Here is a 13,859-nt window from a genome sequence, read left to right as displayed (position 1 = left end):
CGGACGCTCGTCAAATGTCGAGCGGATCGACTTCGAGATTCCAGCGCAGCACGCCCTTCATACCGCGCAGCAGCGGCTGCCAGGCACGCAAGGTCGCATGCAACGCGCCACGCGATGCACTTTCGATCAGCAGTTGCGCGCGATGCACATGCATCACCTTGACGATGGTGAGCGGCACCGCGTCGTAGACGGTCACGCGTTCGGCGGCGGGAATGCCGGCCAGGCCGGCCGCCGCCTGCTGCAGAAAGGCGAGCGCGGCCTCGAGCGTGCGGCCTTCGGCTCGCAACAAGGCCTGGTAGACGAATGGCGGCAAGTGCGCGTCGCGCCGCTCCGCGAGTGTGGAGTTGGCGAAGCCGACATAGTCGTGGCGGCCGAGCGCATGGTAAAGGGCGTGACGCGGATAGCGCGTTTGCACCAGCACTTCGCCGGGCAATCCCGCGCGGCCTGCCCGGCCGCTCACCTGCATCAGTTGAGCGAACAGCCGCTCGCTTGCGCGGAAGTCGTGGGAAAAGAGCGCGGTGTCGGCGTTCAGCACGCCGACCAGCGACACGCGCTGGAAGTCATGGCCCTTGGCAATCATCTGCGTGCCGACGAGGATATCGACCTCGCCCGCGTGAACGTCGGAGAACAGCGCCTGTGCGCTGCCCTTACGGCGCGTGCTGTCGGCATCGATACGCAGGACGCGGGCGCCGGGCACCGCGCTCGCCAGTGTTTCTTCGACGCGTTGCGTGCCGCGGCCCATCGGCGCGATGTCGACGTTGCCGCACTCAGGGCACGAACGCGGAATGCGCGCTTCCCAGCCGCAGTGATGGCAGCGTAGCGCCCGCTCGGGCTTATGCAGCACGACATAAGCGGTGCAACGCGGACAACCGGCGACCCAGCCGCAGGCGTCGCAGGCCAGCTGCGGCGCGTAACCGCGTCGGTTCAGGAACACGAGGCTTTGCTCGCCGCGTTCGAGCCGTGCCTTCAGCGCGGCGATCAATGGCCCCGACAAGCCTTCCACGGATGCCCGGCCGCGCCGCCGCTCTTCTTCCAGATCGATCAGTTTGACGGTGGGCAGCACGGCGTCAGCGACCGCTCGACGCGACAAGGTGAGCCGCTTGTAGCGACCCTGGTCGGCCTGCCACCAGCTTTCCAGCGACGGCGTGGCCGAACCGAGCACCACCGGCAATCCGAGTTGCTTCGCGCGATAGACCGCCAGATCGCGCGCCGAATAGCGCAAGCCTTCCTGCTGCTTGTAAGCCGGGTCGTGCTCCTCGTCGACGACGATGATCGCGAGCTTCGGCAGCGACGCGAGCACCGCCAGCCGCGTGCCGAGGACAATGCGGGCGCGGCCCGTGTGAGCGGCGAACCAGCTGCGGGCGCGCTCGCCTTCCGCGAGACCGCTGTGCAGCGTGACGATCGAAGTGCCCTCGAGCGCGGCGAAGCGGGCCCGGAAGGCCGCCTCGAACTGCGGTGTCAGATTGATCTCCGGCACGAGGACGAGCGCCTGGGCGTCGGGCTTCGCGGCGAGGATTTCGGCCAAGGCGCGCAGGTAGACCTCGGTCTTGCCGCTGCCCGTCACGCCGTGCAGCAGGAACGGTGCGAAACCGTCGGCGTCGCGAATCGCTTCGACGGCGGCGGCCTGCTCGTCAGTAAGCGTGGGCAGCGTGGGCGCGGGTGCATCGGACGATGCAGGAATAGCGAGTGCGGCGGCCGCCTCGATGATGTCGAGCGCGACCCAGCCTTCCGCCCGCCATGCATCGAGCGATGCGATCGCTTTGGGGTGCAGCGCGCGAGCCTCGGCGGCCAGCAGGAATTCGGTCTCGGCCAACGTCTGCGCGAGCTTGCGCAGCGCGCTGGCCCGGACCGGCAGTGCGTCGGGCAGTGCCGCGCGGCCCGTCGGCGTGAGGCTGTAGCGCTCTTGCGGTGCGAGAAGGCGCGACCAGCGCGAGGCATCGCGTAGCGCCTGCGGCAAACCCGGCAACGCCACTTCGCCGAGACCGCGCTGATAGTAATCCGCGGCGAAGGAGGCCAGCCTCAACCACTCCGGCGACAGGGGCGGACACGCGGTGCACACGCTATTGACCGGGCGAAGGCGGTCGGGCGGCACCTCACTGTGAGCGGTCACTTCGCATACAAGCCCCACTACGTCGCGCTTACCAAACGGCACGCTGACCAGCATGCCCGGCGCGACCGGCGCAGCCTGGTCGTACCGGTAGTCGAACAAGGTCGGCAGCGGATGATCCAGCGCGACGCGGACGAACACGTCACTCACGCGTGGCCGGCAATCAGAATAGCGGGTGCGACAGGACGCCGCATCGTGGTGCCCGGCGCATGGTCGGCGCTCATCCCGAAGTTAAAGTAAAACTTCAATTTCCGCGCTAAGTTTTGGATTCCGCTGAACAATTGCAATCGGCCCGCGTGCCTGTGGATAACTTTGTTGAGAACTTTGCCCGGAAGGGCCCGAAACCACCGCGCAGCGGCCTTTTGTGGGATTCCGTACATTCCGCACCGCCCCCGTCAAAGCCTTGCCAGACAAGGCTTAGATCAAATGCGCCTGCAATGTGCAAGGGTCGGAATGCGACTAAAGCTTCTACCGCGCCGCAGCGTGATGAATGTGCATAAGTCAAGTCTTGACTTTCTCAGGACCGCCATCCGACGGCCTGCTGACTGCAAATTTCCCCTTAGACCGAGAGCCCAGTTCGCTGCGTTGCAACAAAAATGGTAACGATTACGGCCTCATGTCGGTGCATGAGCGCCACTGCGAATAGCCCGGCTGTGGCGATGCACTTCGTCCACGAGTTCGGCGACGTGTTCCGGCGGCGTGAACTGCGAAATGCCGTGGCCGAGATTGAACACGTGGCCCGGATGATTGCCGAAACTGTCGAGTACGGCGCGCGCTTCCATGCGAATCGCAGCGGGCGGGGCAAACAGAACCGAAGGATCGATATTGCCTTGCAGCGCCACCTTTTCCCCCACGCGTTCACGCGCCTTGCCCAGGTTCACGGTCCAGTCGAGACCGACCGCATCCACGCCGATCTCGGCGATCTCGTCGAGCCACAGGCCACCGCCCTTGGTGAAGGTGATCACCGGCACTTTTTCGCCGTCGTGCTCGCGTTTCAACTGGCTCACCACCTGCTGGATGTAGTGCAATGAAAAGCGTTGATAGGCGCCGTCCGCCAGTGCCCCGCCCCACGTGTCGAAAATCATCACGGCTTGCGCGCCGGCTGCGATCTGTGCGTTCAGGTAAGCCGCGACCGAGCGCGCGTTGACGTCGAGAATGCGATGCATCAGGTCCGGACGCGCATACAACATCGACTTGACCGTGCGGAAGTCCGCCGAGCCGCCGCCTTCGACCATATAGCACGCGAGCGTCCACGGACTACCCGAAAAACCGATCAGCGGCACGCGCTGACGGCCCTGCGCGTCCGTGAGCGCGGTGCGAATTTCGCGCACCGCGTCGGTCACGTAGCGCAGCGTGGTGTCGATGTCCGGCACCGCGAGGCGCGCGACATCGTCTTCCGTTCGCACCGGGCGCGCGAATTGAGGTCCCTCGCCGGTCACGAATTCGAGCCCGAGACCCATGGCGTCGGGCACGGTCAGGATGTCGGAAAAGAGAATCGCGGCGTCCAGCGGATACCGCTCGAGCGGCTGCAGCGTGACCTCCGTTGCGAACGCCGGGTTTTTCGCCAGGCCGAGGAAACTGCCCGCGCGGCCACGCGTGGCGTTGTATTCCGGCAGGTAGCGGCCCGCTTGCCGCATCAGCCAGATCGGCGTGTAGTCGGTCGGCTGGCGCAGCAGGGCGCGCAGGAAAGTATCGTTCAGGAGTTTATGGGCCACGTTGCGTACGACTGAGGGCAAAGGGGCATTTTACCGGAGCGCGCTCGCCGCATCGCGCTCGATGCGGGCAATAACTGTAGCGCGCTTCGCTCGCCGCGGGTTTTCCATGGGGCGACGGCGGCGCCGTACCTGGCTGAAAGGCCAATGTTCAAGCCCGAACAGCCGCGCTATGATCGGGCGGACTTACCACACAATTACATACAACCAAGGAGACTCGATGAACAAGGCGACACTCGCGCTGCTCGGCACGCTAACCTGTGTTTTCATGCACGCAGGCGCGGCTTGGGCCCAAAGCAGCACTACCGCAGCGCCGTCCTCAAGACTCGACGAAATCATCGCACGCGGCACGCTGCGCGCCTGCACCACCGGCGACTACAAACCGTACTCGTTCTACAAGGCGGAGGGCCAGTTCGAGGGCATTGATATCGACATGACGGAGTCGCTCGCCAAATCGCTCGGGGTCAAGGCGGAGTACATCAAGACATCGTGGTCGAACCTGATGAACGACTTCGTCGCCAAGTGCGACGTCGGCGTGGGCGGCGTGTCGCCGACACTCGAACGGCAGAAGCGCGCGTTTTTCACCCAGGCGTACATGATCGACGGCAAGACGCCGATCGTTCGATGCGACGACGTCAACAAATATCAGACGGTGGCGCAGATCGACCAGCCGGCAACACGCGTGATCGTCAATCCGGGCGGCACCAATGAGCGGTTCGCGAAGCAGTACTTTTCGCATGCCAACCTGACTGTCTATCCCGACAACGTGACGATCTTCAAGCAGATCCTCGCCGGCAAAGCCGACGTTATGGTGACGGACGCGTCCGAAACCCTGCTACAGCAGAAGCTGAATCCAGGCCTTTGCTCGGTGCATCCGGACAAGCCTTTCCAGTATGGAGAAAAAGCCTGGCTGCTGCCGCGCGGCGACGTGGCCTTCCAGGAGTATGTCGACCAATGGCTGCACCTTGCGCGGGCAACCGGCGAGTATCAGGCCATTTCGGACAAATGGCTGAAGTAGATGACGCCCTTTTCGACCGCCGATTTTTCCCATTTTCTGGGCGAGGCCAGGCGGTCGAAAAGAGCTGAAGGATGTCGCTCTCGCCGGAATCATGTAACGATGCCGGGCCGAAATTAAGCAAAAGCGGAACGATGAAGGTGCATCGGCCATCGACGAACTGACCCTTTCACAGGCAATTGCACATTCAGCGAATGCTGCGAGGCAAAACGACCAGCTCAATTGCGCAGTTGAATACCCTGCCCATTCGCGAGAACCCGTAACACAAGCGGTTCTACACCTAAAAAGATGACTGTGCAACCATTTCATACGGAATCGACTGAACGGATTACGCCGCAATATGCGTCACGAATAGCATCAATCACGCGTATGAAATTGCGAGCCAGTCATCGGTAAAAATTACGTTTCAAACGACTTTTTTTGGCAATATGTCCTGCAACGCCTTATCCGGCGGGCGTTACAACCTGAAACACTTTGTTACCGCGCTCGTAGGCTAATTCGCCCACAATGCCCTCAACGGTTTCAACACGGATGTGGCTGGGTGCGTGGTGTGAGCGGATACGATGCACTTGCCGGTCGGCGCATGCCGAAGCCCTGTGAAGGGGCATCCCTGCTGGGGCCGTAGTCGGCGCAGGGTCGTCGTCTCAGTCGGTTCCTTCTTTGGTCTCCTCGCGCTAACCCCGTAGCGTGTGGTTTTTAGCGGGCTCCAGGCCCGCTTTTTTTTCGTCCTGCCAAACGTTTGCGCGGCGTAGTAACGCGCCGTTTTGAGCATGTTCGCGGTTTTTGGCGACTTCAGCTCAGCAAACGGTTTGTTCTGTTCTTTAAAGGCGGGTCCGTCGCGCCAGATGTGTGGCGCGACGGACCCGCCTTCGAACGTCACGCCGTCTTGTCTTCCCGCAGCTTCAATTCGCTGATCATCCGCTCGCGCATGATGAACTTCTGTACCTTGCCGGTCACCGTCATGGGCAGTTCATCAACGAAACGGATGTACTTCGGCACCTTGTAGTGCGCGATCTGGCCTTGGCAGAATTGCTGGATCTCTTCAGCGGTTGCCTGCTCGCCCGAGCGCAATACAACCCACGCACACACCTCTTCACCGTACTTCGAGTCGGGCACACCGAACACCTGCACGCTCTGGATCTTCGGATGGCGGAAGAGAAACTCCTCGATCTCTCGCGGATAGATATTCTCGCCACCGCGAATCAACATGTCCTTCAGACGCCCGACGATGTTGCAGTAGCCTTCGGCGTCAAGCGTCGCCAGATCGCCGGTGTGCATCCAGCCGTCGACAATGCTTTCGCGCGTCTTCGTCTCGTCGTCCCAATAGCCCAGCATCACCGAATAACCACGTGTGCAAAGCTCGCCGGTTTCGCCAACCGGGACGATGTTTCCAAGGGGATCGACGATTTTCACCTCCAGATGCGGCTGGATACGCCCGACTGTCGTCGTGCGCTTGTCGAGCGGGTCGGTGGTCGAGCTCTGGAACGAGACCGGGCTGGTTTCCGTCATGCCGTAGGCGATGGTGATTTCGCCCAGATGCATCCTCGAGACGACCTTTTTCATGGTCTCGATCGGACAAGGCGAGCCAGCCATGATGCCGGTGCGCAGGCGCGATAGGTCGCAGGTGGCAAAGTCCGGATGATCGAGTTCCGCGATGAACATGGTCGGCACGCCGTGCAGCGCGGTGCAGTGCTCTTCCGCGACCGCGGCCAGCGTGGCGGCCGGATCGAATCCTTCGCCGGGAAACACCATATTCGCGCCGACCGACACGCACGCCAGCACCGACAGCACCATGCCGAAGCAGTGATACAACGGCACGGGAATGCACAAGCCGTCCTGCTCGGTCAGCCGCATCGCCATCGCGATGTAGCGCGCGTTGTTGACCACGTTGCGGTGGGTCAGTGTCGCGCCCTTTGGATTGCCTGTCGTGCCGCTGGTGAACTGGATGTTGATCGGCTCGTGGGACGAGAGCGTGGCACCGATGGCATCGAGCCTCGCTACGTCCAGCGACGCGCGACCTTGCTCGATTACGTCTGAAAAGGTCAACATACCCGGCGTTTCCGTGTCGCACATGCGAATCACATAGCGCAAATCGGGTAATTTCGACGCATGCAACTCGCCCGGCGCCTGTGTGGCCAGTTCAGGCGCGAGCTCCTGCAACATCTCGAGGTACATGGACGTTTTGAAACGTTCCGCGGCAATGATCGCCTTGCAACCGACCTTGTTCAGCGCGTACTCCAGTTCCGCGAGCCGATACGCCGGATTGATATTGACCAGCACGGCGCCGATGCGAGCGGTCGCAAACTGCGTGAGCAGCCATTCCACGCGATTCGGTGCCCAAATCCCGACGCGATCGCCTTTCACTATACCGAGTGTGAGCAGACCGGCGGCCAACACATCGACTTCTTCCGCGAACTCCTTCCATGTCCAGCGAATACGCTGCTCGCGAAACACCACAGCCGGACGATCCGGAAAGCGCTCCGCCGTGTCGCGCAGGAACTGACCTACAGTCGCTTCGCTCAACGGGATGTCGGTCGGACCGCGGACGTACGACTGCCCGTCCTTGGGCTCGATGAGTGCACCTTCGCCTGACACGTGCGTTGCCATGGTGTTGTCTCCGTGAACTGAGCGGAAGCTCGCTTATTGAAATGAATTTGAAACCGATTGTGCCACCTGCATGAGTCCGCGAGGCATCAAGTCTTACCCGCAGCGCATCGCTAGACATCGAGGCGCGGCGCCATCGAGTCGATGGATACGATTCTGCTCACCTTTCCGTAAACGTCAAGTGAAGGTCAAAAAAAAGCAGCCACACGGGCTGCTTTCTCTCTGATACGTATTGCTTAGTGCTGACCGCGCAGCTTACGCAGACGCTGAATCGCAGCGAGCTGAGCCGTCGCGTACGCCAGTTCCGCTTGCGCGGTTGCGTATTCGAGGTTCGAACCCGTGTTCTGCAGCGCTTCTTCCGCGCGCTTGCGTGCATCTTCAGCCTTGGCTTCGTCGAGATCCTTGCCGCGGATTGCCGTGTCGGCGAGAACCGTCACAGCGCCCGGCTGGATTTCGAGGATGCCGCCGGCGACGAAGACAAACTCTTCTTCGCCATTTTCGGCTTCGATGCGCACCGCACCCGGACGGATCCGCGTGATGAGCGGCGTGTGGCCCGGCAGAATGCCGAGCTCACCTGCTTCGCCCGGCAGCGCGACGAACTTCGCCTGGCCCGAGAAGATCTGCTCTTCCGCGCTAACGACGTCTACCTTGATTGTTGCCATAAGTGTCGACTCCTGTTGCGACCAGAGTGGGCGCTTTAGCGCTTACTCTGGTCCCCTGCAAAGCTCGACGAGAGCGCACGCTTTAGCGCTGACTCTCGTCCCATGCAAGGCTGGGTTGAGCGTATTAAGAGGCGCTGGCTTCGGGATTCCATACCTTGATGGTATTCCTTCCACGCGGACGCCGGCGCCCGCTTCGTTACACCCGACCTTTACTGGATCTTCTTGGCCTTTTCAAAGGCTTCGTCGATCGTGCCGACCATGTAGAACGCCTGCTCCGGCAGGTGGTCGCACTCGCCTTCAACGATCATCTTGAAGCCACGGATCGTTTCCTTCAGCGGCACGTACTTGCCCGGCGAGCCCGTGAACACTTCAGCGACGTGGAACGGCTGCGACAGGAAACGCTGGATCTTACGAGCGCGCGCGACGGCGAGCTTGTCTTCCGGCGCCAGTTCGTCCATGCCCAGAATCGCGATAATGTCGCGCAATTCCTTGTAGCGCTGCAGCGTTTGCTGCACGCCGCGCGTGATCGAGTAGTGCTCTTCGCCGATCACGTTCGGGTCGATCTGACGCGAGGTCGAATCGAGCGGGTCGACTGCTGGGTAGATACCCAGCGAAGCGATGTCACGCGACAACACGACCGTTGCGTCCAGGTGGCCGAAAGTCGTAGCCGGCGACGGGTCGGTCAAGTCATCCGCAGGGACGTACACGGCCTGAACCGACGTGATCGAGCCGGTCTTGGTCGACGTAATACGCTCTTGCAGCTTACCCATTTCTTCAGCCAGCGTCGGCTGATAGCCCACTGCCGACGGCATACGGCCGAGCAGTGCCGACACTTCCGTGCCCGCCAGCGTGAAACGGTAGATGTTGTCCACGAAGAACAGCACGTCGAGACCTTCGTCACGGAAGTGCTCAGCCATCGTCAGACCGGTCAGCGCGACGCGCAGACGGTTGCCCGGCGGCTCGTTCATCTGGCCGTACACCAGCGCGACCTTGTCGAGAACGTTCGAGTCCTTCATTTCGTGATAGAAGTCGTTCCCTTCACGGGTACGCTCGCCAACACCCGCGAACACGGAGTAACCACCGTGTTCCTTCGCGATGTTGTTGATCAGTTCCATCATGTTCACGGTCTTGCCCACGCCGGCGCCACCGAACAGGCCAACCTTACCGCCCTTGGCGAACGGGCAGATCAGGTCGATAACCTTGATGCCGGTTTCGAGCAGTTCCGTCGACGGCGACAGTTCGTCGAACGCCGGAGCCTTCTGGTGAATACCGCGAACCACGTCCGAGTTGATCGGGCCGGCTTCGTCGATCGGGCGACCCAGCACGTCCATGATCCGGCCGAGGGTCGGCTTGCCGACCGGCACGCTGATCGGCTTGCCAGTGTTCTTCACCGTCGTACCGCGGCGCAGACCGTCCGATGCACCCAGACAGATGGTACGGACGACGCCGTCGCCCAGCTGTTGCTGAACTTCGAGGGTCAGTTCCGAACCTTCGAGAATGAGCGCGTCGTAAATCTTCGGCATGGATTCACGCGGAAATTCCACGTCGATCACCGCGCCGATGCACTGTACGATCTTGCCTTCTACCAAAGCAGTAGTACTCATCGCTTTTCCTTTAGATACTCAATTCTTCACTCGCGCAAAGGCGCAGTGTCGATGGGTGCGCCACGAAGGCGCACACGAAGCGGCATGCTTGACCGTTAAGGTCAGACCGCCGCCGCGCCACCGACGATTTCCGACAGTTCTTTCGTGATCGCGGCCTGACGGCTCTTGTTGTACACGAGCTGCAGTTCGTTGATGACCGTCTTCGCGTTGTCCGAAGCGGCCTTCATCGCGACCATCCGTGCCGACTGCTCCGATGCCATGTTTTCCGCGACGGCCTGATAGACCAGCGCTTCGACATAACGCACCAGCAGCTCGTCCACCACTGCCTGCGCGTCCGGCTCGTAGATGTAGTCCCACTGCGTGCTCGGCGTCGTGCCGTCTTCTTCCTTGCGCTCGAACTGATCTGCCGACAGCGGCAGCAGTTGCTCGATCACCGGCTCCTGCTTCATCGTATTGACGAAGCGCGTGTACGCCAGGTACACCGCCGAAACCTTGCCTTCCGAGTACAGGTCGAGCTGCACCTTCACCGCGCCGATCAGCTTTTCCAGATGCGGCGTATCGCCCAGATGCACGACATTCGACACCACCTTGGCGCGCAGACGGTTCAGGAAACCCAGACCTTTGCTGCCGATCGCGGTTGCTTCGATCGTCTTGCCCTGGCCTTCCAGTTCCTTGAATTTCTGCAGCGACGCGCGCAGCACGTTGGTGTTCATGCCGCCGCACAGACCTTTATCGGTCGTGACGAGGATGATGCCGGCCGTCTTCGCGCCTTCATTCGACACCATGAACGGGTGACGATACTCCGGGTTCGCACGGCTCATGTGTGCAGCGATATCGCGGACCTTGTCGGCATACGGGCGAGCAGCGCGCATGCGCTCCTGAGCGCGGCGCATCTTCGATGCGGCCACCATCTCCATCGCTTTCGTGATCTTGCGCGTGTTTTGCACGCTCTTGATCTTGCCGCGAATTTCCTTCATTCCAGCCATTGCTTGCTCCTTGATCGAAGCAGCGCGGGTTCAGTTGCCTGTGGGCCGCGCTGCTTCAAGGTCCGTTTATGCCTTGCAGGTCACTCGCGGATCAATAAGCGCCGGACTTCTTGAAGTCTTTGAGGGCCGTATGCAGCAGGCCTTCGTCGTCCTTCGAGAGTTCCTTCGTGTCTTCGACGCGCTTGATCAGGTCAGCGTGCTTCGACTTCAGGTAGTCGCGCAGGCCCTTTTCGAACGGCAGCACTTGCGAAACTTCCAGATCGTCGAGGTAACCGTTGTTCGCTGCGAACAGCGCGACAGCCAGTTCCCACACTTGCAGCGGCTGATATTGCGGCTGCTTCAGCAGTTCCGTCACGCGGCGGCCGCGTTCCAGCTGCTTGCGGGTTGCTTCGTCGAGGTCCGAGGCGAACTGCGCGAACGCAGCCAGTTCACGGTACTGCGCGAGGTCGGTACGGATACCGCCCGACAGCTTCTTCACGACCTTCGTTTGAGCCGCGCCACCGACGCGCGACACCGACACGCCGGCGTTAATTGCCGGGCGGATACCTGCGTTGAAGAGGTCGGTTTCCAGGAAGATCTGGCCGTCGGTAATCGAAATCACGTTCGTCGGAACGAATGCAGTCACGTCGCCTGCTTGCGTTTCAATGACCGGCAGTGCCGTCAGCGAACCGCTCTTGCCCTTGACTTCACCGTTGGTGAATTTTTCGACGTAGTCTTCCGAGACGCGAGCCGCACGTTCCAACAGACGCGAGTGCAGATAGAACACGTCGCCCGGGTACGCTTCACGGCCCGGCGGACGGCGCAGCAGCAGCGAGATCTGACGGTACGCCCAAGCCTGCTTGGTCAAGTCGTCGTAAACGATCAGCGCGTCTTGACCGCGGTCGCGGAAGTATTCACCCATCGTGCAACCTGCATACGGCGCCAGGTACTGCATGGCAGCCGATTCCGAAGCCGAAGCGGCCACGACGATCGTGTATTCCAGCGCGCCGGTTTCTTCCAGCTTGCGCACCACGTTCATGATCGACGAAGCCTTCTGGCCGATCGCGACGTAAATACAGAAGAGGTTCTTGCCCTTCTGGTTGATGATCGTGTCGACTGCGACTGCGGTCTTGCCGCACTGGCGGTCGCCAATGATCAGCTCACGCTGGCCACGGCCAACCGGCACCATCGCGTCGATCGACTTCAGGCCGGTTTGGACCGGCTCCGAAACCGACTTACGCCAGATCACGCCCGGAGCAATCTTTTCAATTGCGTCGGTCTTCTTCGCGTTGATCGGGCCCTTGCCGTCGATCGGGTTGCCGAGTGCATCGACCACGCGGCCGAGCAGTTCCGGACCCACCGGCACTTCCAGAATGCGGCCGGTCGTCTTGACGACGTCGCCTTCCGAAATGTGTTCGTACTCACCCAGAATCACGGCGCCGACCGAGTCGCGCTCGAGGTTCAGCGCGAGACCGAAGGTGTTGCCCGGGAATTCGAGCATTTCGCCCTGCATCACTTCCGACAGGCCGTGGATACGCACGATACCGTCGGTCACGGAGATCACAGTGCCCTGGTTGCGAACGTCTGCGCTCGCTTCAAGGCCCTGGATCCGGCTCTTGATCAGCTCGCTGATCTCAGAGGGATTGAGTTGCATTATTCGCTCCTGATAGTCAATTCTGTTGCGTGCCAGCCGCTTCAGCGCTTTAGGCGCTTCAGGCCGTCAGAGCCGTCTGCATGCTGGCAAGCCGCGCGCGGACCGAGGTATCGAGCACTTCGTCGCCGACCGTTACGCGCACGCCGCCGATCAACGACGAGTCGACTTCAACCGTCGGCTTCAGCTTGCGTTTGAACTTGCGTTCGAGACTTGCGACGAGGTCATTCAACTGCGCGCCTTCGAGCGGGAATGCGCTGACGATCAGCACATCGGCCGCCCCTTCGCGGGCGTTCTTCAACTCTTCGAACTGCACAGCGATTTCCGGCAGCAACGGCAGACGATGATTGTCCACCAGCATTTGCACCAGATTCTTCGCTTGCGCGTTGTCCTTGAGCGGCGACTTGACCGCGGTGAGCAGCAGTTCGCTGACCTGGGCGCGGCTTACTTTCGGGCTCGAGGCGATCGACAGCACTTCGGGCAGACGCGCAACCTGTGCCAGCTCCTGCACGAGCGTGGACCAGGCGGCGATGTCACCAGCTTCGGCCACGCCAAACAGCGCTTCTGCGTACGGACGGGCGATGGTTGCAAGTTCGGCCATGATCAGAGCTCGGCTTTCAGTTGATTCAGCAGGTCAGCGTGAGCTGCCTGGTCGACTTCGCGCTTCAGGATCTGTTCAGCGCCTTTCACAGCGAGTGCAGCGACTTCGCCGCGCAGCGTTTCGCGCGCTTTCACGACTTGCTGTTCCGCGTCGGCCTTCGCTTGCGCGATGATGCGAGCGGCCTCAGCTTGTGCTTGAGCCTTGATTTCGTCAGCGACTGCAACAGCGCGCTTTTCTGCGTCAGCAATACGTTGCTGACCGTTGTTGCGTGCCTGAGCGAGTTCCTGGTCGACGCGCTTGTGAGCGGCTTCGAGTTCTGCCTTGCCCTTTTCAGCAGCCGACAAACCGTCAGCAATCTTCTTCGAGCGCTCGTCGAGGGCGTTGATCAGCGGCGGCCACACGAACTTCATCGTGAACCACGCGAGGATCAGGAACACGACCATTTGCGCAAACAGGGTTGCGTTGAGATTCACGGTGTTTCCTTAAACGTTGCTAGTTCGGAAAGTGAAACGGCAAGGCGCTCATCGATTCTGTATTCGATCAGCGCCCGAGTGCCCGTTCCGCCCTGCACCTTTACCAGTTATAGCTCAGGCGCAAACTTCCGAGGAACCTCAGCCTGCCAGCTTCGACAGCAGCGGGTTCGCGAACGCAAACAGCATTGCCACACCAACGCCAATCAGGAACGCCGCATCGATCAGACCAGCCAGCAGGAACATCTTGGTTTGCAGCGGGTTCATCAGCTCAGGCTGACGTGCACATGCTTCGATGTACTTGCCGCCCATCAGGCCGATACCGATACAGGCGCCGATTGCACCCAGGCCGATGATGATGCCGATACCGATGGCGGTCAGACCCTGGATGTTGGCGATGAAAGCTTGCATGATCACTCCTTTGTGAAAAGTCTTTTAGAACTGGTTGGAACTGGGATTTAAAAAACG

Annotated in this window: 11 protein-coding genes; 1 reads left to right on the top strand and 10 read right to left on the bottom strand. The window is 61.1% G+C overall.

Annotated features, from left to right (window positions below; translation table 11 throughout):
- Positions 1–10 precede the first annotated feature (10 nt).
- Both CJU94_RS05750 and hemE read right to left on the bottom strand, forming a co-directional pair.
- The gene (locus tag CJU94_RS05750) at positions 11–2,257 is read right to left on the bottom strand and encodes a primosomal protein N' (RefSeq protein WP_208645348.1); all 2,247 of its coding nucleotides are present in this window, start codon (positions 2,255–2,257) and stop codon (positions 11–13) included.
- Positions 2,258–2,721: 464 nt separating this feature from the next.
- Positions 2,722–3,822, bottom strand: coding sequence for a uroporphyrinogen decarboxylase (gene hemE / locus CJU94_RS05740; RefSeq protein WP_095417892.1), 1,101 nt, complete (start codon positions 3,820–3,822; stop codon positions 2,722–2,724).
- Between the two features lie 217 nt (positions 3,823–4,039).
- On the opposite strand from hemE, the gene CJU94_RS05735 reads away from it, so the two are divergent.
- Positions 4,040–4,837: a transporter substrate-binding domain-containing protein gene (locus CJU94_RS05735; protein WP_095417891.1), complete on the top strand. Its 798-nt coding sequence runs from the start codon at positions 4,040–4,042 to the stop codon at positions 4,835–4,837.
- 873 nt (positions 4,838–5,710) lie between these two features.
- Here the strand turns inward: CJU94_RS05735 and CJU94_RS05730 are convergent.
- The 8 genes from CJU94_RS05730 to atpE form a co-directional block, all read right to left on the bottom strand.
- Positions 5,711–7,441, bottom strand: a complete 1,731-nt coding sequence (locus CJU94_RS05730; protein WP_095417890.1) for an AMP-binding protein — start codon at positions 7,439–7,441, stop codon at positions 5,711–5,713.
- Positions 7,442–7,674: 233 nt separating this feature from the next.
- Positions 7,675–8,100 carry a F0F1 ATP synthase subunit epsilon gene (locus CJU94_RS05725; RefSeq protein WP_007180027.1) on the bottom strand — a complete coding sequence of 142 codons (426 nt, stop codon included), beginning with the start codon at positions 8,098–8,100 and terminating at the stop codon, positions 7,675–7,677.
- 209 nt (positions 8,101–8,309) lie between these two features.
- Positions 8,310–9,704, bottom strand: coding sequence for a F0F1 ATP synthase subunit beta (gene atpD / locus CJU94_RS05720; protein ID WP_095417889.1), 1,395 nt, complete (start codon positions 9,702–9,704; stop codon positions 8,310–8,312).
- 101 nt (positions 9,705–9,805) lie between these two features.
- Positions 9,806–10,690 (bottom strand): F0F1 ATP synthase subunit gamma, encoded by an 885-nt coding sequence (gene atpG, locus CJU94_RS05715; protein WP_095417888.1) that lies wholly within the window; start codon positions 10,688–10,690, stop codon positions 9,806–9,808.
- Positions 10,691–10,781: 91 nt separating this feature from the next.
- Positions 10,782–12,323, bottom strand: coding sequence for a F0F1 ATP synthase subunit alpha (gene atpA / locus CJU94_RS05710; protein ID WP_091797860.1), 1,542 nt, complete (start codon positions 12,321–12,323; stop codon positions 10,782–10,784).
- 58 nt (positions 12,324–12,381) lie between these two features.
- A complete protein-coding gene (locus CJU94_RS05705; RefSeq protein WP_007180031.1) occupies positions 12,382–12,921 on the bottom strand; it encodes a F0F1 ATP synthase subunit delta in 540 nt (179 codons plus the stop codon).
- A 2-nt stretch (positions 12,922–12,923) separates the two neighbouring features.
- On the bottom strand, positions 12,924–13,394 hold the full coding sequence (locus CJU94_RS05700; RefSeq protein WP_095417887.1) for a F0F1 ATP synthase subunit B: 471 nt from the start codon (positions 13,392–13,394) through the stop codon (positions 12,924–12,926).
- A 138-nt stretch (positions 13,395–13,532) separates the two neighbouring features.
- Positions 13,533–13,802 (bottom strand): F0F1 ATP synthase subunit C, encoded by a 270-nt coding sequence (atpE, locus tag CJU94_RS05695; protein WP_007180033.1) that lies wholly within the window; start codon positions 13,800–13,802, stop codon positions 13,533–13,535.
- Positions 13,803–13,859 lie beyond the last annotated feature (57 nt).

Source organism: Paraburkholderia aromaticivorans, from assembly GCF_002278075.1.
Taxonomy (GTDB): Bacteria; Pseudomonadota; Gammaproteobacteria; order Burkholderiales; family Burkholderiaceae; genus Paraburkholderia; species Paraburkholderia aromaticivorans.
The sequence above is the reverse complement of the archived record's forward strand: the minus strand, read 5'-3'. Positions and strand labels throughout refer to the sequence as shown.